The 19308-nt window shown below is 49.3% G+C and carries 24 protein-coding genes and 1 CRISPR repeat array; of the genes, 4 read left to right on the top strand and 20 right to left on the bottom strand.

What is annotated here, in order from left to right; all coding sequences use genetic code 11:
• Positions 1 to 156: 156 nt before the first annotated feature.
• From LLG46_02460 to cas2, 4 genes are all read left to right on the top strand, one after another.
• Complete coding sequence (locus LLG46_02460) at positions 157 to 273, top strand: SEC-C domain-containing protein (protein MCE5322159.1); 117 nt, start codon at positions 157 to 159, stop codon at positions 271 to 273.
• A gap of 559 nt (positions 274 to 832) precedes the next feature.
• Complete coding sequence (cas9, locus tag LLG46_02455; protein MCE5322158.1) at positions 833 to 3976, top strand: type II CRISPR RNA-guided endonuclease Cas9; 3144 nt, start codon at positions 833 to 835, stop codon at positions 3974 to 3976.
• A complete protein-coding gene (cas1, locus tag LLG46_02450) occupies positions 3921 to 4817 on the top strand; it encodes a type II CRISPR-associated endonuclease Cas1 (GenBank protein MCE5322157.1) in 897 nt (298 codons plus the stop codon). The genes cas9 and cas1 overlap by 56 nt, the downstream gene beginning before the upstream one ends.
• 4 nt (positions 4818 to 4821) lie before the next feature.
• Positions 4822 to 5130, top strand: coding sequence for a CRISPR-associated endonuclease Cas2 (gene cas2 / locus LLG46_02445; protein ID MCE5322156.1), 309 nt, complete (start codon positions 4822 to 4824; stop codon positions 5128 to 5130).
• 60 nt (positions 5131 to 5190) lie between these two features.
• A CRISPR array of direct repeats spans positions 5191 to 5951; the repeat unit is 36 nt; unit sequence ATTATAGCATACCGGAGAACTGAGGGGAACTATAGC.
• Positions 5952 to 6005: 54 nt separating this feature from the next.
• Here the strand turns inward: cas2 and LLG46_02440 are convergent.
• From LLG46_02440 to LLG46_02345, 20 genes are all read right to left on the bottom strand, one after another.
• Positions 6006 to 6839, bottom strand: a complete 834-nt coding sequence (locus tag LLG46_02440; GenBank protein ID MCE5322155.1) for a DNA adenine methylase — start codon at positions 6837 to 6839, stop codon at positions 6006 to 6008.
• Positions 6840 to 6936: 97 nt separating this feature from the next.
• A complete protein-coding gene (locus LLG46_02435; protein ID MCE5322154.1) occupies positions 6937 to 7482 on the bottom strand; it encodes an N-acetylmuramoyl-L-alanine amidase in 546 nt (181 codons plus the stop codon).
• A gap of 123 nt (positions 7483 to 7605) precedes the next feature.
• Positions 7606 to 7929 (bottom strand): hypothetical protein, encoded by a 324-nt coding sequence (locus LLG46_02430; GenBank protein MCE5322153.1) that lies wholly within the window; start codon positions 7927 to 7929, stop codon positions 7606 to 7608.
• Between the two features lie 81 nt (positions 7930 to 8010).
• Entirely contained in the window at positions 8011 to 8292 is a 282-nt protein-coding gene (locus LLG46_02425) for a hypothetical protein (protein ID MCE5322152.1), read from the bottom strand.
• Positions 8293 to 8305: 13 nt separating this feature from the next.
• Positions 8306 to 11008: a hypothetical protein gene (locus LLG46_02420; protein ID MCE5322151.1), complete on the bottom strand. Its 2703-nt coding sequence runs from the start codon at positions 11006 to 11008 to the stop codon at positions 8306 to 8308.
• Entirely contained in the window at positions 11008 to 11895 is an 888-nt protein-coding gene (locus LLG46_02415) for a hypothetical protein (GenBank protein MCE5322150.1), read from the bottom strand. Before LLG46_02415 ends, LLG46_02420 begins: the two co-directional genes overlap by 1 nt.
• A 113-nt stretch (positions 11896 to 12008) precedes the next feature.
• Positions 12009 to 12827 carry a hypothetical protein gene (locus tag LLG46_02410; GenBank protein MCE5322149.1) on the bottom strand — a complete coding sequence of 273 codons (819 nt, stop codon included), beginning with the start codon at positions 12825 to 12827 and terminating at the stop codon, positions 12009 to 12011.
• Positions 12824 to 14602, bottom strand: a complete 1779-nt coding sequence (locus LLG46_02405) for a phage tail tape measure protein (protein ID MCE5322148.1) — start codon at positions 14600 to 14602, stop codon at positions 12824 to 12826. The genes LLG46_02410 and LLG46_02405 overlap by 4 nt, the downstream gene beginning before the upstream one ends.
• A 10-nt stretch (positions 14603 to 14612) precedes the next feature.
• Positions 14613 to 14807, bottom strand: coding sequence for a Gp15 family bacteriophage protein (locus tag LLG46_02400; GenBank protein ID MCE5322147.1), 195 nt, complete (start codon positions 14805 to 14807; stop codon positions 14613 to 14615).
• A gap of 23 nt (positions 14808 to 14830) precedes the next feature.
• Positions 14831 to 15190: a hypothetical protein gene (locus LLG46_02395; GenBank protein MCE5322146.1), complete on the bottom strand. Its 360-nt coding sequence runs from the start codon at positions 15188 to 15190 to the stop codon at positions 14831 to 14833.
• Positions 15190 to 15639, bottom strand: a complete 450-nt coding sequence (locus tag LLG46_02390; GenBank protein ID MCE5322145.1) for a hypothetical protein — start codon at positions 15637 to 15639, stop codon at positions 15190 to 15192. The genes LLG46_02395 and LLG46_02390 overlap by 1 nt, the downstream gene beginning before the upstream one ends.
• A complete protein-coding gene (locus LLG46_02385; protein MCE5322144.1) occupies positions 15639 to 16058 on the bottom strand; it encodes a minor capsid protein in 420 nt (139 codons plus the stop codon). Before LLG46_02385 ends, LLG46_02390 begins: the two co-directional genes overlap by 1 nt.
• A gap of 2 nt (positions 16059 to 16060) precedes the next feature.
• On the bottom strand, positions 16061 to 16414 hold the full coding sequence (locus LLG46_02380; protein MCE5322143.1) for a minor capsid protein: 354 nt from the start codon (positions 16412 to 16414) through the stop codon (positions 16061 to 16063).
• Positions 16414 to 16734: a hypothetical protein gene (locus LLG46_02375; GenBank protein MCE5322142.1), complete on the bottom strand. Its 321-nt coding sequence runs from the start codon at positions 16732 to 16734 to the stop codon at positions 16414 to 16416. The genes LLG46_02380 and LLG46_02375 overlap by 1 nt, the downstream gene beginning before the upstream one ends.
• Positions 16731 to 17102, bottom strand: coding sequence for a hypothetical protein (locus tag LLG46_02370; GenBank protein MCE5322141.1), 372 nt, complete (start codon positions 17100 to 17102; stop codon positions 16731 to 16733). Before LLG46_02370 ends, LLG46_02375 begins: the two co-directional genes overlap by 4 nt.
• Positions 17099 to 17320 carry a hypothetical protein gene (locus LLG46_02365; GenBank protein ID MCE5322140.1) on the bottom strand — a complete coding sequence of 74 codons (222 nt, stop codon included), beginning with the start codon at positions 17318 to 17320 and terminating at the stop codon, positions 17099 to 17101. The genes LLG46_02370 and LLG46_02365 overlap by 4 nt, the downstream gene beginning before the upstream one ends.
• Positions 17321 to 17329: 9 nt before the next feature.
• Complete coding sequence (locus LLG46_02360; GenBank protein MCE5322139.1) at positions 17330 to 17776, bottom strand: hypothetical protein; 447 nt, start codon at positions 17774 to 17776, stop codon at positions 17330 to 17332.
• Positions 17769 to 18035 (bottom strand): hypothetical protein, encoded by a 267-nt coding sequence (locus LLG46_02355; protein MCE5322138.1) that lies wholly within the window; start codon positions 18033 to 18035, stop codon positions 17769 to 17771. The genes LLG46_02360 and LLG46_02355 overlap by 8 nt, the downstream gene beginning before the upstream one ends.
• An 11-nt stretch (positions 18036 to 18046) precedes the next feature.
• Positions 18047 to 18400 (bottom strand): hypothetical protein, encoded by a 354-nt coding sequence (locus tag LLG46_02350; protein MCE5322137.1) that lies wholly within the window; start codon positions 18398 to 18400, stop codon positions 18047 to 18049.
• A gap of 81 nt (positions 18401 to 18481) precedes the next feature.
• A complete protein-coding gene (locus tag LLG46_02345) occupies positions 18482 to 19306 on the bottom strand; it encodes a P22 coat protein - protein 5 domain protein (protein ID MCE5322136.1) in 825 nt (274 codons plus the stop codon).
• Positions 19307 to 19308 lie beyond the last annotated feature (2 nt).

Here is a 19308-nt window from a genome sequence, read left to right as displayed (position 1 = left end):
TTATCACACAATCCTCTGTGCTCTATATGGTAGTGGTCAATAACCAGCCAAAGGAGGACACTACAATGGCAAGAAAAGATATAGAAGAGCAGCACTTTCAAACCGATCAGCAAGCGCAGGCGGGGATATCCATCGGAGACTAATGTCGGCAAGGGCATGCGAGTGGTTCACGGATATAAGGAACTCGAGGAAAAGCTGGGTAACAACGACCTGTGCCCATGCGGGTCGGGACGCCGCTTTCAAGAACTGCTGCCGAAACTCAGGCAGGTATGACGGCTCCGGTCGTCACTATTATTTTTAGGTGATAAAAAAGCTCGTGGGATCGGTGATCGATCCACGAGCGTTTGTTGCTGGAAGCATGGCGGTCCCAAGGGGGACCGGGGTATATGTATATTCCCTACCTCATTTCACTTCGTTGCTACTCTCAACAAGAAACGTGGGCATGGGTTTAGGGCGGCGTAATTTATACCGCTGTATCGGAGGTCTTTTTCTCTCATATCGCACTGACGACTGCGGCCAGATAAAGCTATTCAGTGGGTGCATTCGCTCTGTAGGAACGAGGAGCTTTGTTAGAAGTGCAGGGGTATAATTCAAGCAGTGGGATCGTTGCAATCCACCAATTACGGCTACACTTTGATATCTTATATTCACATTGACAACAAGCTATTGTTGTGCTAGTATGCTGCTGGTTGAACTTATCCCCACAGTAACTAAAAGTTTATAGCATACCGGAGAACTGTTGGTTACTATAATAAGGTTTCAACCGTGAGGCTCCACCCCCGCAGTGCTTGTCGCTGACGGGGGTGTCCTCTTTTTAGGGAGGTGTTGCGTCGTGAGATATGTGCTTGGGTTGGATATTGGAATAGCCTCAGTCGGATGGGCAATTCTAAATCTGGATGATAAGCGAGTTGAAAGACTTGGAGTACGTGCCTTTAACAAAGCAGAAAACCCCAAAAACGGTGCACCATTAGCCGAACCACGGAGGCTTGCAAGGTCTGTACGTCGTAGGCTGCGTCGAAGATCAGAACGGCTGCATAGAGCGAAAGACCTCTTTGTGGAATATGGTCTTATTGCCGAACGAGAGCGCGACACTGCATTTATAACTACAGACGCACGGCCAGACCCTTGGTGTATACGTGCTGAAGGGTTAGATCGACTTTTGACTGGCGAAGAGTTTGCACGAGCATTGTTTCACATCATCAAACGCCGCGGATTCAAGTCCAACCGCAAGAGCGAAGCTGCAGAAGAAACTGATGGAAGAATGAAAGCAAGTATATCTGCAAACTTGCAATATATGAATGAACATGGATATCGAACTGCGGGCGAGATGTTCTACCTAGATGAACGATTCAAAGGGCAAAAGCGCAATTCCAGAGATTTCTATGAGAACGCGGTAGATCGACCTACACTAGAATCTGAGATAAAACTGCTTTTCAATGCACAAAGAGGATTTGGCAGTAAATTTGGCGATGCAACTTTTGAGTCCAGAATTACGGATGTCTTTCTCTGGCAGATGCCCTTCGCCAAAGGTGACGATCTGTTAAAGAAGATCGGATATTGCTCTCTGGAAAAGGATCAGCCAAGAGCACCTCAGCACTCATATTATGCCGAGAGGGCAATGTTGCTAGGAAAAGTAAATAGCCTGAACTACTTCTGCAATGGCAACAAATGCTATCTTGAGCGCGACCAACGCGACAAAGTAGTTAATCTTGCATACTCTAAAGTAAAGGTCACCTATGCTGATTTACGTAAAGTTATTAATTTACCTGCTGACGCAAGATTCACTGGTCTTACCTATATGCGTCGTAAAACAAAAGGAGAACCCCTTGTAGAATGTGTAGAGGAATGCGAGAAGTCCTCTTGTGTTGAATTGAAAGGCTTCCATACTCTACGCAAAGCATTCGGAAAGAATGGTTTATGGAAAAGCATTGAGTCAAATCCTGACCTAATGGATCAACTCACATATGCACTGACGTTTTTCAAGACAGACAACGATATTCAAGAGTATCTTTCTAAAAACAGTGTCGATGACGAGATTGCTAGAATCGTACTAACTTGCCAGGGGCTAGCGAAAACAGCAAAGCTGAGCACTATTGCCCTTAGGAAGATACTTCCACATCTTGAGGAAGGTTGTTTCTATAGTGATGCATGTGCCAAGGCTGGGTACAACCACTCAAGTCTGAATCCTGGGATTAAGTTTAAAAAGCTACCTTCGATCGATCCTGACACGATACGTAATCCAGTGGTTCTGCGCGGTTTGACACAAGCGAGAAAAGTCGTAAATGCTGTGATTGATCGTTATGGGTCTCCATATAGAATACATATCGAACTTGCCAGAGACATGGGCAAATCCCGCAAGGATCGCGATGAAATTACTAGACACCAAAAGGAGAATGAAGCGGAAGCCGAGCGTGAAAGACAGCGATTCCGCGATCTGTTTAATGGGCGTGAACCAAACGGAACAGATCTGATTAAGCTCAGATTATACAATGAGCAACAGGGCAAATGCGCCTATTCCCAACAAAGCATAGATATCAATCGCCTATGGGAACCTCATTATGTCGAGATAGATCATGTTGTCCCTTACAGCAGGAGCTTTGATGACAGTCGATCTAACAAAGTGCTTGTGCTTTGGTCGGAGAATCAAAAGAAAGGCAACAAAATACCATTTGAGGCATTCGGACATGATGCCAGAATGTGGGCTGCATTCGATGGATGGGTCAGAGCAATATACCATGACAGAAAAAAAAGAGATAACCTGCTGCGCACCAGTTTCGACGATAAACTGGAAAAAGAGTGGAGAGATCGGAACCTTAATGACACTCGTTGGATTTGTCGAGCGTTTATGAATCATGTGCAAGACAACCTGTTGTTTGCAGATGCCGGAGAAAGAAATCCTGTTATTTGTGTAAATGGTCATATTGTCAGCAAGGCAAGAGGAATGTGGGGCATCAAAAAGGACCGGGAAGAAGATGATCTGCATCATGCAGTAGATGCAGCGGTTATCGCATCTCTTCTACAATATCAAGTTAAAATGATAACGGAACATGCTAAAGTGGGAGAAACTCGAATATCTTATAAAGATGATACGACCGGCGAAGTAATCGAGTGGGTCGAGAACAAGCGGCCCAGGCTTCCGCAGCCTTGGAATGGCTTCCGTGATGAGGTATTATCAAAAGTCCAGGATGTAATGGTGTCGCGCATGCCGCAACATAGTGCAAGCGGTGCAATTCACGAAGATACCATACGATCATCAAGAACAACACATCTTGATGGAAAGAGTTCAATCCGCAAACCGCTTAATGGACTCAAGGCCGATGATCTAAATAATCTATATGCTCCAGAAACGAATGAGAAGCTATACTCAGCAATACGTGAGAGGATGGTTCAATTTGATAATGATGCTAAAAAGGCATTTGCCGAACCGCTTTACAAGCCAACAAATGACGGCTCTCAAGGCCATATAGTAAAAAGCGTGAAAGTCTGTCAGACCCAGAATAGTGGCATTCATGTCCAAGGTGGAATTGCCGATAATGGAGACATGATAAGGACCGATGTGTTCAGGAAACCTAATGGCAAAGGGAAGTATGAGTATTATTTGGTTCCTGTATATGTTTCAGACAGACTCTTCAGGAAATTACCCAATAAAGCAATTGCAGCAAATAAGTCGTATGATGAATGGCCGGTGATTAATGATACCTACGAATTCTTGTTTTCTCTACGGCCTTTTGATCTGGTTCAGGTCGACGATATTGTAGGATATTATCACACAGTTGATCGGTCTAATGCTCGCATTCAGCTTTCTCTGCCTAATAAAACAACAGAAAAGCAGCGTGCCAGCACAAAGACCGCAACAACCATGAAAAAGTTCGCAGTTGGTATATTGGGTGACTACTATCCGGTCCGGAAAGAGGCAAGAGTTGGCTTGGAGAACGGTAGTAGTATCAAATCCTGCAAAACTACGAGTTCAAAATGATCAATTGGTAATCCAGCAACAGACTGCTGTGAATCTTCCTGTGGAAGACATCAGTGTCCTGGTGCTGGAGTCGCCTGAAGTGACTCTCTCATCGGCACTTCTTGACAGGCTTGCGCAACATGGTGTCACATTGTTCGCCTGTGACAGACGTCACTTACCTAGCCTGATCGCCACACCTTTTGCATCGCACAGCAGACTTGCAGGCATCCAGCGAATGCAGTTGGATGCAAGTATACCTTTCCAAAAGCGCTGCTGGCAAACGATCATCAAGCGCAAGATAGCAAATCAGGCTCGCTGCCTTGAGCTTCTTGGAAACACCACATCAAAACGTGTCGGCACTCTTGTCTCTCATGTATTGAGCGGAGATTCAGGCAATGCAGAGTCTACCGCTGCCAGAGTCTACTTTCAAGCTGCATTTGGACTAGCATTCAATCGCAGTGAAGAAGACACTCTCAATCACGCCCTCAACTATGGTTATGCCATTATGCGTGGCGCTGTGGCCAGAGGACTTACCGGTCATGGGTTTATTACATCTCTTGGCATTCACCATCGCAGCGAACTCAATCAGTTCAACCTTGCCGATGACTTTATCGAGCCGCTCCGTCCGGTAGTTGATCTATGCGCAGCTAATATGAGCTTGGGTGGCGAGTTGACAAAATCGAACCGTGAAAAGCTGGTGGCTTTACTCCATGCTGATGTTTTGGTAGACGGCAAATGCCATGCCGTCCATTATGCAGCAGAACTTATGGCAGCATCCTTTCTTGCTGCCTGTAGAGAAAAAGATGCAAGGTTGCTTAAGCTGCCGCAACTACTGCCGCTAAAGATGCACGAGTATGAGTAGATTTATGAGACTGGTTGTATTATACGATCTTCCGGTTGTGAGTAGAGTGCACAAAAAAGCCTATGTCAGGTTTCATAAGTTCCTACTGCGTGACGGCTATGATATGGTGCAGTATTCTGTATACGCAAGAATCTGCAATGGACAAGATGCAATAAACAAGCATGTAGCCCGACTAAAGGCAAATTTGCCAAATGATGGTTGTGTACGATGTATGCAGGTTACTGAGAAACAGTTCGCGGATATTCTAGTATTGGTCGGAGAAAAAAAGAAGAAAGAAAATCAAAAATACGCAAACCAGCTGACGTTTTTTTGATTCGAAATTGTGTAAATGGCCTCGATATTAAGCTCAATATCGAGGCTTTCAGCTTTATGCATTATAGCATACCGGAGAACTGAGGGGAACTATAGCCCGGGGGAGGAGGGAGCCGGAGAAGCCAGAATTATAGCATACCGGAGAACTGAGGGGAACTATAGCCGGCCAGGCGGCTTCGCCGCGTCGTATTCATTATAGCATACCGGAGAACTGAGGGGAACTATAGCTAGTTGGTGTCCCAGGCGTTCAGCAAACTCATTATAGCATACCGGAGAACTGAGGGGAACTATAGCTATGACGATAAATTATGTTGATGAGCCAAAATTATAGCATACCGGAGAACTGAGGGGAACTATAGCTTTTGCGAGGACTACAGGGTACTGGCTGATATTATAGCATACCGGAGAACTGAGGGGAACTATAGCTAGATGGTGTCCCAGGCGCTCAGCAAACTCATTATAGCATACCGGAGAACTGAGGGGAACTATAGCTCAAGCTCAAATATATGTGTTCTGCGCATGATTATAGCATACCGGAGAACTGAGGGGAACTATAGCGATGCCGGAGGTGCAGAGATGAAAGGCTGTATTATAGCATACCGGAGAACTGAGGGGAACTATAGCCCATCCTCGCCATATAAGGGATCGCCATTAATTATAGCATACCGGAGAACTGAGGGGAACTATAGCATGATGATTGAGCGCGAGGCAACACTCAGGATTATAGCATACCGGAGAACTGAGGGGAACTATAGCCATGAATCATACACAACGATTGCAAGCGCTATTATAGCATACCGGAGAACTGAAGCAGGCTTACATCTGCCCGATAAATTAGCTCCCCCCGGCTTTTTATGGCCAAGGCGATGTCTTGCCTCAATAATTCCTCCACACGCACTCAACCCTCTTTTGCCTTTCAGACACATGCCCTTCCCCCTGCAGCCCGCTTGCCCGCGTGCGGCCGGCAGCTTTACAGTTGACCTCCCATTCCTGTTTATCCCAGCCGAGGGTGTCGTATAGCTCATTAGGATAGCCGGAGAGCATCACCTTGCCCGTGACGTGCCGGAGCAGCTCCACCAGGTCACGGTGGTCCTCTTCCGTCATTTCGCATCGATAACTGCCGCCCTTTCGTGTGCTCGGCACGTAAGGCGGATCGAGGTAGAAGAACGTTTCCGGCGTGTCGTATATCTTGAGAATCCTGCGGAAGTCGTAGCACTCAATCTCCACTCTGGAGAGCCTCTCTGAAATAAGCGGAAGCATACAGAGCACGTTTTTATATGCCGACGCTTTTTCGGCCATTCCACGCGATGACGACGTGACACCCAGGCCAAATGCATTACCGAGAACACCGCTAAAGCTGAACCTGGCCAGCACAAAGAATCTGCGTGCTCGCTCTATTGGATCGGGATTGTCATTGAGATGGTCTTTACAGAAGCTGTATTCTTCCCGACTATAGGGACTCAGCCAGGCGCGCTGATAGAAGTCCGCAAATTGAGCAGGATCGCGGAGGACTCGAAAGAAGTTGACCAGGTCGCCGTCAAGGTCGTTGTATACCTCGACCGGACTTGGGTCCTTGGTTAGTAGCAGTGAGCCTCCACCTCCGAACGGCTCTACATAGGTATGATGCTCGGGAATGAGTGCCAGGAGCTTTTTGGCGAGCAGTTGTTTACCGCCAAACCATTGAATCGGGGAATGAAGTTGTGTGGACATAATACCTCCAAAACTAGAACATATGTTCGTATAATAATGTAAAAAAAGAGAGGGGCAGAGACAATTTTCCCTGCCCACTTCATTTGTGATTGGCAAATCAGGCCAGAATCGCTGCGGCTATAGCCTGCGCAGCCTGCTCGATCCAGTATTTATCGGTCAGCATCCGAACATCTGCGCTGTTGGTAAGAAAACCTACCTCTACCAGGACTGCCCGCATATGTCTGTAAGTATTTCTCAAGACATACAAGCTGCTGTGCTGACTCTGGTTATCCAGCTTTACTCCGCGCAACTTCATTCCTTGCCCACCTATAACGTGCAGGATTTTCTTTGCAGCCGCGCCACTCTGCTTGTCCGGCGCGGCTATAAATGCTTCGGCTCCACGTGCAGATGATGGTCCGGCGTTGAGATGGATCGAGAGGAACAAATCGCAGCCGTTTTTGCATGCTATGGCTGCTCGACTCTGCAGCGATACAAACGAATCGCCCTCACGGGTGAATACGGTCCTTGCTCCCATAGCGCGTAAATAATGCCCAAGGCGCAGAGCAAAGTTCAGCGCCCAGTTGTCTTCGGTTATTCCGTTGCCGTGAGCGCCGGTTGCGCCTGTTGGCTTATGGCCATGGCCGGGGTCGAGACATACTCGCATTCTAGTGCTCTCCTTACGAGTGTCAGCCCGAACTCGCGATATGACTGCTGCTCCTCCGGCGTTTCGCCCCATAGGGCGGCCAGGCAGTCAATTAAGTACTCGAGTTCGGGCGACATAGTGGTATTACTGCGCAGTGGCGGTGCTGGTGTCTGTCGTGGTTGTAGACGAGTGCGTGAAAGCGCCGATCAGATTCTTGAAATCGACAATCACATCAATAAGATTGCTGACACAGCTTATGATAGTCGTGGTTGGCAGATCGATTGAGAATGCGCTGTCCACAGTGTTGAGAGCTGCTGACACGAGGTTCAGAACAGCTTCTTTTTTCTGCGCACCGGTAGCACCAGTATTCTCGACCTGTTCTACCAGAGTAGTGATGTAGGGCACGAGTCCCAGGAGTCCCGAGAGTGTGCTGAGTGCAGTGATAACGTTCTTTACGATGCTGAGCATATGCTCCTCCTTTAATGTAAAAAAGCCCGCCTCCGGGATTGGAGGTCGGGCGTTGAAACCGGTATTGTATTTCGCACGGAATTATCGATGTGTTACGAGATACAAAATCAGTGAGCCATACAATGTCACCGATATACTCCAGAGCAGGTTCAGACTGATTGCTGACGCGCGGGTCTTCCACAGCTTTTCGATCTGTTGTTCGGCGCATGCAACTCGCGTCTTTTCAGCAGCGCAGTTAGCCGTCTCGCCTTGAACGACCTTCGCCAAATCCTCTTTCACGTGCGCAATGTCGTTTGTGGCGATTATCAGCAGTTCGTGATCCGATTTCTGCGATAGTTGTTTTAGTCTGTCGTCTGCAGACATTCGGTTCTCCTAATCAGCTCACCAGAGCAGTAATATATGTCGTATTGCGGGGTGCAACAACGGCCTGGCCGATTATGCCCCCGGCCAGCAGTGAACCCGTTGTTTCATCAGCCAACAGATTGCCCTCGATATCGCATAACAATGTGCCGTCCGGGAACAATAGATCATATCTGTAGTCGAGATGCACCCATATCTTTTGTCCTACATCCGGCTGAGGTCCGGTCAGGGAATTCGTCAAAACAACCTCGCCGGTCCCTACATTATGAGACGCAATGACGTTTGCCTGCGGGTAGCCGTAATATTCCGTTCCGCCTGCTCCGCTCAGTAGATATACAGTGTAGCCGGTGTAATCCTTGTCCAGCCCATCGACCACAAAATGCGTTGAGTCGGTTACGGACGTGATCGTGCCCTGCTTAGTGGTCGGGCACTGCAGCGCTGCTGTAAATGCGCCGGAGTCGTCTGCGGTCAAGTCCTGCTCGCTGAGCAGTGCCCCGTCCACTTTGTCGTACTTGCGAAGCTTGACTGTGCCGATATCACTCCCGCTCTTGGATATAGCTCGCACGAGCAAACGTGCACGCAGTCGTTTTGAGGCACCCGCATTAGCAGCTCCGCCCCCTTCGCTATTAAATGGGTATGCATATTTTGTCGCCTGAGCATATGTGTCAATGGCAATCGAAGTGCTCTCAGCATCGGATGTATAGTGTCCGCGAGCTAGGTAGATTATAGGGATGTTCGTTGCTTCCTCCGGGTAATCGAACTCCACCAGCCCATCATTCGGGTAATATCGACCCGTGGCAGACAGAGCCTCGGGGACGTGCTGCCATTTTCCCATGTCTCCCGTATAATGCGTCATGCCCATAATCTCAGCGGCCACGATGCCGTCAACGATCACGACTGCTGTGCGGCTATAGTATGTGGAGTTAGGGTCACCAGCAAGCGCATACGGTCCACCCAAATCGCTCGCACCTACGGATGTCCCGGTCTTACGTGTGCAGGTTCCGCCGTCCACCAGCACCTGGAATGGGTGTTTGCGCTTGAGCGTCAGGGATTTGAATGTGTATACCCTGTCAGCCTGAAGGTTGCCAAACTCAATATCACCGACATCGTGGATTCCCCATCCCCACGTAGGCGATCCAGTCCAGGCTGTTTGGCTCATATCTACAGCAGGAGTGTCAATATCGACAGGCGCGATCAGATCGATCTCATAGTCTGCAGGGCTGATCTGATACTGTCTCGTCGCCAGATATACGTCCACGGAGTCAGTATCGTCAGCCTGGTTGGTCGTAAACAGCAGATCGGCGTATCGACCGCCAGCCAGAGTGGCCGAATGTGTTTTCTTTATCCTGCACGGAGCGCTTGTCACAACCACCTGTATGCCGTCCGTTGTGTCCGTGATTGTGGCGGCTCCCTCGACTACAGTCCAGTCCGCCGCCGCGAATTGTGAAATAATGCTCTTCGACGTTGGCACGGTAATCGTAAGCGCGTCTTCGAGATAATCCATACTGGTTCTGATGGGTAGGCGCTTGTCGGACGCGCCATAAAACGACACGGGATATTCGTTAGTCCCGTCTGTATTTATGTATCGTTCCCCGGTCTCCATCGACCAGGGAAACTCCGGCTCACCCATTGCCCGGCAGTTACCTATCCAGGCGTTGAGCACAATCATTGATGTGTCGTCTGTTGGATTATAGCTGGGTCCTACATCATCCTTTACGTCGCTGTCAGAGTCGATTATAGTTCCATCTGTAGGACTAAGATAATGTGTCAGAGTGGCTTCATAGTGGCCATCATAACTTTTTGATACCTCAAATATCCCATCCTCATCAGTGTATCCCCCCGCATCATCGATTGTAGATATGTTTGCCGCAACCGCAGGGACGGTGCCGTCGATATTTTTAATGGTGCCACTGTAATTTGTAGAGTAAGCACCCTTCATAACACCTATGCCTCCAGACAGGTGGCCGGAGCCGCTGCAAACAAGACCGGCTGACCCTCCACCATAGGTCAATGTGCCAATATCTACCGATAGTGACCCTGATGGACTGCCGGAGATGCCGCTGACGCTCGCAGAGTATACCTGTCGCCCACTGCCACCTGTAGACTTTGCATTGCCTCCTATTGCATAACCAGATTTAAGCCCGTATTTGTATAATTCGCTGGGGATATCCTCGACGTCGTATGCGAATGATTTACTCCACAGGCTGCCGCAGGTAACTTCCAACGTCGCGCTGTTGAGCGTATAGACCGGACCGACAACATTCGGAGTTCGATCATACGGTGCCCAGTCTGCAGTATAGGCGTGGTGGAAGCTGGTCTGCTGATCTGCAGCCCCAATCTGCTCAATATTCACAGACATATTGAGCGTTAATGTGATATTAACGCTCAGAGATGTAGACCAAGAATACGGTGGCGCCCACCCATACTCATTCCACGATGGTTCGGGCGGTTGCGAACACTCATCGGTTGCGAATGCGTCTATTTGCCCGGTCCCCGATGCTCCGTCATAGAGTATCCCTGTCACCTGCAGGTGATTATACATCAGAAACTCAAAATACAGGGTGACTGTACCAAAGCCAGCTAATATAATGGTCAGCTCGCCTGCGGTCTCCTGCCACGCATATGCTCCATATCCCTCGGGAGGCGGATCGCCCTCCCACGCGCCGGATATATGAGCGTATATCGTGCCGCTGCCTGTAATAACTCGTGTAATATCCATTAGGCATGCACCACTGCAGTAGTAATCAAGGTCAGTGGATCAGATTCAGGACCTACAAATGTAGCCTCTTGCCCGAAAAATATGATATTGCGTGTCCGGTAAGTCAATTGTAGTGTCGACTTGTCATATTGCAGGTCTGTAATAACGCGCACCAAGACCGGTTGGTCACCAGTGTATCCCGGCATCAGCAGATCGAACGTGCCGCCGGTCACAGTGCCGCCGAAATCGATTGTCTGGTGTGTGGTATCAACCTGCGTAACCGTAACGGTCGGATCGGTTCCGGTCAGGTGGCTGGTCGCCTCTAGGAGCGGCACTGTATCCCACGCGCCGACAAACTCAATAGTAACATCGGCAGGCGCGGGACCATCTGTGAGTGTAACCGTTGCACCGACAAATCCGCCCACGTTCAGCAATTGCGTGAGCTTCGCAGCCAGGGCTGTATTGTCGATATTGTATGCCAGGTCTGTTACATTGATATCAGCCCGCCAATAGTCCTCATCGCGTGTGCCCTGCGTCGACGCAAGCTCGATCAGGTCAGCAAGCGCTGGCGATTCTTCTGCACCTGTTCCGCTGCTGATATCGCGACTGATGATGTAGTATTTCGTGCCGCTATAGGTAATCGTCTGCACCTCGACTATCGAGTCAACAGGTATTTTTTCGATATCAGTGTCGGCGACCTCTGCGATATTTATAGCCGTGCCGGTCTTGCCTCCGGTTTTGACCGTCCAGGTAGCATCGCTGTAGGTAACCTCTGCGAATGTGTAAACGGGGTCGTTGGCGGTGATTTTGGCGCAGAATGCAGATGCTTCATAAACACGTTGTCGTTGATTGCCGGGTGAATCACACAGGCCGATACCCACACCCGCACCATTCCGTGTTAACGACAAGCCAGACCCTACATGAATGTTCCCCGCTACATCAGCCTGACGAGCAAGCCTATTCAGCTTATTTATCAGTGACACTTTGCTTTGCAGGTCTTGTAGTGTAAACGTTTCCATTTTTATCCCGGTAATCCTAGAACTGAAGTAAAATCACACGATGCATATATAGGTTCGCTTGTCGTGGGGTCCTTTGGTATATCAAACGCCCCGGTGCCAGCTGTTCCAGATACATACACAGGCGTGCCGATTTGGGCAGGATCAGTAGAATAGTCTGGGGCTTCAGAGTCGGCATCCTGATAACGACGTGGCTGCTGATTGCTGTCTACAGCTTGCAGCGGAGGCCGCCAGAAATAGTTTTGCAGTATCACTGTTTCTGTGAAATGGTAGGTCACATTAACACTTATTAAGGCTCCCTCAGCAGTATACGACTCATCTTGCTCTGCTCCGTCAAATCTTAGGTATCCTGCCGCACATCCAAAAAATGACACAGAATTGATCTTGCCCTGTGCGGCTCTTATAGCAGTGCTTTGATCTGTGTCGCGCCGACATTTCAAAGTCCAAGTAGTTACCGGCATATAGACCGGTATATCGATCTCAACCGGCGTACCCGCATTGGTCCAGATATAGCCCCGCGTGATGTTTTGTTGTTCTAAACCGAACGACTTACTGAGATCAACAAATGATTCTGCAAGTTCACGCTCTGTAGAATAATTGGCTATAGCCTCACCAAATCCACCGTCGAGTTCGTTTGTGTCCACGCTTACACAGCGTAAATATGGGCGGGCAGTCGACCATGCGTCACCTGCACAGGGAAGATCGGTGTTATAAGTATCGTCTATATCATCAGTGAAGCTCGTGACTTTGAAATACTTTGTGCCTGTATAACCCTTAGTTGTGAACTTAAGACTTCGTCTGCTGTCTTCGCCTACGATACTCATGGCATTACTCCGACTGCATTCATTTTTCTTAACTCACGTAGTTGGCTGTTTTGTATACGTATCATTTGCAGAAGAGCGGCAGTGTTTGCGCTACTGTTACCTGCAACAGATTTTGTCTCAGCTGCTCTATTTTCATTCACTCTTTCAAAAGACTGATCCACTCGTTGCGTGGCACGTTGCACAGGCTCTACCATCGCCACGCCGCCAAGTTTAGTCATTTCTTTTTGCACGCCTGAAACCAGATCGGGGATGTAGCTATGTCCTACAACCGCATCAAAGAGGTTCTTAAAAAAGCCCGCCACTTTTTGGAGTTTTTCTTTGATATAGTCCACTATTTTTGTAACCCCAGCCATGGTGATTTTCCAAACTGCAGACCAGAGATTTTTGAAGAAGGCTTTAATCTTGTCCCAGTGCTTAAAGATAAATCCTGCAGGAGTAGCATTAAGACAGGCTTGCTTTACTAGGTTCCAGCCCCAAGCAAAAGCGACTTTCACTCCTGCCCATAGCTTTTTGAAGAATGCTTTGATCTTATCCCAGTGTTTAATCACCAGATACACGCCCGCGGCAACAGCCGCGATAGCAGCGATTACTAGGGCTATAGGTCCGAGTGTGGCAATCCAGGCAGCCGCAGCTTTTATCTTTACGATGTTGAATGCTACACCCAAATCCTTAAGCGTTGTAATCATAGTCAGCATCGAGCCTGTAGCCATGATAAGCGGGGAGATATTCCCGATCTTTTGCAGGAAGACTGCACCTAGTTGCTGGGCACGTGCCCAAGCGAAGCCCATCTTGTTAATGCCTTGGGTCTGCTCTTTGTAGGCTGCACTAACGGCAGTATTAACATCTCCATTTGCCTTTAACGCAGCAGTAAGTTTATCCGCCTGGGGCCCTGCTAATGACATAGCAAGTGTCTGACCTTCAATAGACCCAATGTAGTTCTGGAGAGGTTGACCAGAGTCCTGAGCTGCCTTGACAATAGCCTCAATAGTTTTTTGTAGACCAAGCTGTTTAACCATAGCTTCGCCAGACGCGAACCCCTGCTTTTCAATCAAATCCGACATCGCCTGTGTCGGAGCCAATAAACCCTGCAAAATGCCCTTATACTGTGTAGATACTTCTGCAGCATTCCCAGTTACACCCGTAGCCGTTGCCATTACGGCGAACAGTTCTTCTTGCGTAACTCCCAGAGATTTTGCCAGCGGTGTAACACGTCCTATGCTCGACGCAAGTTCGGGGAATGTTGTCTGTCCGAGTTTTACAGTTTCCATCGCCAGGTCAGCCACATGCTGGACAGCCTTTGCAGATGTGTCGCCATAAGCCTTGGTGACAGCGGAGGTCAAATTGATCGAGTCCGTTGTGCTCGCAACACCGGCAGTTGCAGCTTTGACATTAGCTTCTAGAATCTTAGCGGTGTCCGACGTATCCCCGAATGCGGATATCACCTGATACAGACCACCAGCAATGTCCTGCGTGCTTTTGCCGGTCTCAATTGCCATCGATTGAACAGAACCCTTGAGTTCGTTCACTCTGCTTATGTTGCCGGGGATTAACGATGCCACATTTGCCATCGACTCGTTAAAGTCGTTTGAGAACTTAAATGCTGCGCCTCCGAGTGTAGCCAATCCCACCCCGAGGCCGATCAAAGTCTTATTCTTGAGATTGTTGATCGTCTTTTCGCTCTGGCCAAACCGACTCTCGACACCGTTCATATCTTTGTCGAAGCTGCCTTTGTCAAGCCGGAGGACAGCGAAAAGCTCGCCGACTTTTAATGCCATAGCGCACCGCCTATAAAAACAGTTCTTTCCATCGCCGCTGTAACTCGTCTTTCGAGGTCACAACATGTGACCGTCTCTGATTCCTCGAAAACAACAGACTGTCCGCAGACAGGCCTTGCAGTAAAACAAAAAAACGACGCCAGGAAATGACGTCGATAATCGCCCACAAATCAAGGTTATATTCGCGCTGAAAATCGGCCTCTATATCTCCGAATCGCGCAATTATGTCTATGCCCCGGCGTCGGGAACCGGGGCTGTCGGGTTTCCCGCGTCGTCTCCAACTTCCTCGCCGCTATAAACCGACAACGCCCAACGTATTACCTCTCCGAGTTCATCAGTGGTAATACCGTCAGCTAATAACAAATCCAATGCCTTTTTGCCGATTATCGACAGCGACAATTCTGCAAGTTCGTCTTGAGGCACATCCGCCTCAGTCCCGTATTTTTTAGTCAGTCTGAGCGCCATAACCGGGACTATGGCGGGGATTTCAGGCGGCAGGTTGATCAGCATGCCGTGAATCTTAAACTGAATAGGGTCGCCCTGCTTTTCAGCGCGACCCTGATCAAAATCCTTGTATCGGTTGTTCATTAGCTCTCAGACACCTCGCTGTAGTACCGGATTGTTGCATTCCAATCCGCCGGATCGTCTTTTTCGCCACCGCCAAGGTCGCCAAGCGTAACAGTCCCCATAAACTCAGTGCCGGATGTTGCACCTGCAGGAGTAAACTTGAACTTGCCAATGGCTGACGTGCCGGTCAAAGCGCCCAATGCCTCCATTGCCGCTTGTCCTGCATCCCGTGTTCCATCACTAAGATCAACGTAATATTTGCCTTCCAAATCCCAGGACTTAGCTCTACGTGCAGGCAGTAATCGTTCGATCTGGTTTCCTGCACCGTCCGTAGAGTCTTTTGTGGACATATCGGCATCCGACGTGGTATGCTTCGGCGTGATTTTGTCTAGACCTTTCACCTCGACATATCCCGCCCCTGAATTGACTTCGATTTTCACCAAACTTGCTAAAACTGAATCAGCGGCCATCACCGCACCTCCCTGTTCGTATTTCTATACTTGATATTCAAATTGACCGCGAATTCCGGTCTGCTATTATCATCATCGCCCAATGGCACAATGCCTCCGTTCGGTGACAGACAGCTCAGGATATATGCCCCGCCATTGATGAACCACCCGTTCCGAAACCCATGTGTCTTATCGTAAATCGCCTGCGCCCGTGCTTGGGTTTCGACATCTGTATCAGCCGCCCCCCTCACAATGATCTGCACACCGGTATTATCTAGGTTGTCATAACCAGGCGATTGCGTGCCGGGCTGAGGCAATACAGCAACACATGTATCAGGTGTTGCAGGCAATTCGATGAACACATCTCCGCTTGTATCGTTAGCATCATACGTGACTAACTCGCAGGCATCTAAGTACTGCATGATCTCAGCGATCAACATATTTAGCCCCCTAAAACTCTCTTAATTGGACCAGCTATAATTTTGGCGACCTCGGATTCGCACTTTTTCAAAGTCACTTCCAGCCACTTCCCAATTCTGCCGTTTTGGAACTTGTATTCTGGATGTTCGTGAAGGCGGGCAGCATAAGGAGTATCATAACTGACGTTCGCTTCCAGCTTTTCATCATCAACGCTGGTCTCGCCGGATCGCTGCAAGGTTCCCTCGTTGTGCGGAACGACTCGATTACTCTCTTCGAGCAGATATTCTGCACCCAACAACAACCCCTCTGCCGCAGCTTCCTTGACCTCACGAGTGACCTGGTCGCCATACCAATTGAGCTTTACACTGACACCCATCACTCCGCCCCAATCGACTTCAGATAGACCTCGACATGATCGATCCGGCCATTGACCGGTCTCTGCTGTGAATCTATGACCTCATAGACCTGCCCATCTTTAGTAACTCTGTCCAGCGTCTTGACTGTCGCGGTTGCGCCCAGTATGCAAAAAGCGGAGGCCACAACCTCCGCTCCCTGCCTGTCTACGATTTTTTTGAAGCCTGGCTCGAATATACACGACTCGGAATAACCAGCCCCATATTTCGAGCCATAGGCGGTATTGCCCGCGTGCGGCTCAATCGATATCGAGTCCCTCAGCATCGATCTCGGCAGTCTCATTTCACACCCACCCCGGCATAGAGCAGTCCGGCTTTGAGCAATACACGCCGTGCCCGAGGTGCAAGATATCCAGGCGCTACGCGGTTGTCACCTGCACCATTTTGTATTTGCACCTTGCCTGCCACATATGTTTCAACAGGTCCGCTTATATCCCGATCCTCCCCGACCTCCAACCAAAACTCCACCTGCGCGCAGACTGCTTTCTTTGCTGCTGTGAGATGGTCAGCATTGTCAAGATCGATGAAACCGGGCGTAATGTCGTCCACCATCTCCGATGCACGGGTTATGAGCCTATCGATATCGCCAGGCAGCGCATCAGCGGCTATGCCGGTGTATGTGGTTATGTCGGCTGATGTTGCGTAGTTCATATAATCCCTGCCGCATGCCACTCATCAAAGAATCGCTTGTAGCCTTTGGTTGTGCCGTCGCCATTATCGTCTGCTGTGCAGAGCTGGTCATAGCTGCCGTCCGTCGAGCCGAAGAACGTCTCAAAATCGGCAATGTCCACGCGCTGGAATTGATCGAGGATAATGGCTGTGCCATCTATCAGCCCGGCGTTTGTAAGATTAGAAATCAACTGTTCCATCAAAACCTCCTATCCGCACAATTGCAGCAACAGCCAGTAACATCCGGGTGATGAACCAGTATTTTTGACCTTCAACTGTGCCGACCCGCCCCAGGGTGCATAATTCTGGCCGGTAGATGCCAAGTCGCGCCACGTCTCATCTGCTGTATTCATGACCGTTCCCAGTGTATATTCGCTTACCGACACTTCCCCTTCAGGACTTATGCGCTGAAAATACACGGTCCCCGCCACATCCTTCGCTTTGCCGAACACGATAAAGAATCGCATCCACCCGATGTCATCAACCACGACCGGGGTTGTGTATGCCCCGGCAGCAATCTGATAGCCATTGCCATCCTCATCACCATTGATGATGAGTCCGAGGTTTTTGTATTTGCCTCTGATCTGCTGCGAATCACCGTCGAGGGTATCAGCCAGATTTGCAGGGTGATCTACGATAGGAATTTTATTACTCATCGGTCACCTCTTGTGTCTCCGAACTTTCGCCATCTGTCTCAGCAGTTGCAGTGGTTACCCCCCCGTTTTCGGCCTCTGCAGCTCCTGATGTAACCTGTGCTTCTTGGGTAGTCGTTGTTGCATCGGTCGACTTCTTCTCATCGCCGGTGGCGCCGCCCTTAACTTCTGCAGCAGCCTCGGTGGTTTTCTTCGATTTCGACTTAGTATTGCCTTGGGCGGCATTCACGCCGCCCTTCCTAACCCATTTGATTTCCGACATAGCTCACCTCCTTACGGCAACTGAAAGACCTTGGCAGATACAGCCGCGCTCGCGTCGAGTCTGATCTTACCCTTGTCGGTGCCAGAGAGCGCTTTCACGCGAGCCGACTCAACATATATTGCTTTGGTCTCGCTCGCGCCGAGAGTAACCGTGATATCGCCCTGACCGCCCAAAGGTGAATCATCGCCACCGGCCTTGATGAGCACGGTCGCGCCAGCCTCACTGGTATCGGTAAGCTCGATTATCATTTTGTCGGATACCGGAGTGATGACTCCGTCATTTGCCGCAGCAAGTAAGGTTGCAGTGACAGCGTCACTTGCTGTGTTTATCCCGAGTTCCACGGGAGAAATTGCCTGATCAGCCATAACATTTTCCTTTCGTAATAACAAAAGGCGTGGTCATTACAACCACGCCTCTAGAAGTTGCTGAAGTTGAAGGTGTGAGCCTTACGACTCCGCGCCGATGGTTGCGTCAAGAACGGCCATGCAGTCTGGATCGATGACCTTAGCGCCATAAACATGAAGTCCCTTAACAGCATCACTGAACGAAGACTCCGGTCTGTATGCTTCGACCTTATTGATCTGCTCGGCATAGGTGATAGCCCGATCAGTTCCGGCCATGATCTTGTAGTTTGTGCCGTCGTTTGGCACATTATTGGACTGACGCAGGTCAAAACCGGCGCAACGAGCGATTCTGCCATTGTCGAACGCATCGTTGGAAGTGTTCTCGACAACATACTTTGCCAAGACAAGCTTTGTCTTGAACCAGGAGGGAATGACGCACCAACGACCTTCTGCAGGCACATTGAGATCATCCAGGGCTTCTCCTAATGAGAGCAGTGCGGCATAGACATTCTTGCTGGTGATAGCTGTAGACTCAGTGATCGAACTAGCATCGGCGTAAAACGATGCTATGTATTGATCAGCCTTATCGCGCATGCTAAACGCGGCCTTGTCCATGCCTTCGGCCATCAGATTACCACTGGCTTGGCGAGCATCTACATCGTCAACCTTGAACGCAAAGTATTTGCTCTGAGTGATCTCCAGATTCATCTGGGAGTCTTCAAGTTCTTCGGCAACGATATTTGTAACATTCGGGGTATAGTCCTCAACAGATACTGGTCCTACAGAGCCGATCTTAACCGTATCGCCCTTCTGGGCAATCTCACCCTCATAATCTCTGTTAACCAGAGAACCATAAACGAGAGTCTTCTGCAGTTTGCGGAATATCCGATCAGACCACAGTTCGGGAATAAAATTGTTGACAGACATAT

It is taken from the genome of bacterium, from assembly GCA_021371935.1.
Lineage (GTDB): Bacteria > Armatimonadota > UBA5829 > UBA5829 > UBA5829 > UBA5829.
The sequence above is the reverse complement of the archived record's forward strand: the minus strand, read 5'-3'. Positions and strand labels throughout refer to the sequence as shown.

Excerpts from the sequence above, each read along its gene's own strand:
- LLG46_02460 (MCE5322159.1), top strand. The coding sequence starts at position 157 with ATGCGAGTGGTTCACGGATATAAGGAACTCGAGGAAAAGCTGGGTAAC.
- cas2 (MCE5322156.1), top strand. The coding sequence starts at position 4,822 with ATGAGACTGGTTGTATTATACGATCTTCCGGTTGTGAGTAGAGTGCAC.
- LLG46_02440 (MCE5322155.1), bottom strand. The coding sequence starts at position 6,839 with ATGTCCACACAACTTCATTCCCCGATTCAATGGTTTGGCGGTAAACAA.
- LLG46_02435 (MCE5322154.1), bottom strand. The coding sequence starts at position 7,482 with ATGCGAGTATGTCTCGACCCCGGCCATGGCCATAAGCCAACAGGCGCA.
- LLG46_02430 (MCE5322153.1), bottom strand. The coding sequence starts at position 7,929 with ATGCTCAGCATCGTAAAGAACGTTATCACTGCACTCAGCACACTCTCG.
- LLG46_02425 (MCE5322152.1), bottom strand. The coding sequence starts at position 8,292 with ATGTCTGCAGACGACAGACTAAAACAACTATCGCAGAAATCGGATCAC.
- LLG46_02420 (MCE5322151.1), bottom strand. The coding sequence starts at position 11,008 with ATGGATATTACACGAGTTATTACAGGCAGCGGCACGATATACGCTCAT.
- LLG46_02410 (MCE5322149.1), bottom strand. The coding sequence starts at position 12,827 with ATGAGTATCGTAGGCGAAGACAGCAGACGAAGTCTTAAGTTCACAACT.
- LLG46_02405 (MCE5322148.1), bottom strand. The coding sequence starts at position 14,602 with ATGGCATTAAAAGTCGGCGAGCTTTTCGCTGTCCTCCGGCTTGACAAA.
- LLG46_02395 (MCE5322146.1), bottom strand. The coding sequence starts at position 15,190 with ATGAACAACCGATACAAGGATTTTGATCAGGGTCGCGCTGAAAAGCAG.
- LLG46_02390 (MCE5322145.1), bottom strand. The coding sequence starts at position 15,639 with ATGGCCGCTGATTCAGTTTTAGCAAGTTTGGTGAAAATCGAAGTCAAT.
- LLG46_02385 (MCE5322144.1), bottom strand. The coding sequence starts at position 16,058 with ATGTTGATCGCTGAGATCATGCAGTACTTAGATGCCTGCGAGTTAGTC.
- LLG46_02380 (MCE5322143.1), bottom strand. The coding sequence starts at position 16,414 with ATGGGTGTCAGTGTAAAGCTCAATTGGTATGGCGACCAGGTCACTCGT.
- LLG46_02375 (MCE5322142.1), bottom strand. The coding sequence starts at position 16,734 with ATGAGACTGCCGAGATCGATGCTGAGGGACTCGATATCGATTGAGCCG.
- LLG46_02370 (MCE5322141.1), bottom strand. The coding sequence starts at position 17,102 with ATGAACTACGCAACATCAGCCGACATAACCACATACACCGGCATAGCC.
- LLG46_02365 (MCE5322140.1), bottom strand. The coding sequence starts at position 17,320 with ATGGAACAGTTGATTTCTAATCTTACAAACGCCGGGCTGATAGATGGC.
- LLG46_02360 (MCE5322139.1), bottom strand. The coding sequence starts at position 17,776 with ATGAGTAATAAAATTCCTATCGTAGATCACCCTGCAAATCTGGCTGAT.
- LLG46_02355 (MCE5322138.1), bottom strand. The coding sequence starts at position 18,035 with ATGTCGGAAATCAAATGGGTTAGGAAGGGCGGCGTGAATGCCGCCCAA.
- LLG46_02350 (MCE5322137.1), bottom strand. The coding sequence starts at position 18,400 with ATGGCTGATCAGGCAATTTCTCCCGTGGAACTCGGGATAAACACAGCA.
- LLG46_02345 (MCE5322136.1), bottom strand. The coding sequence starts at position 19,306 with ATGTCTGTCAACAATTTTATTCCCGAACTGTGGTCTGATCGGATATTC.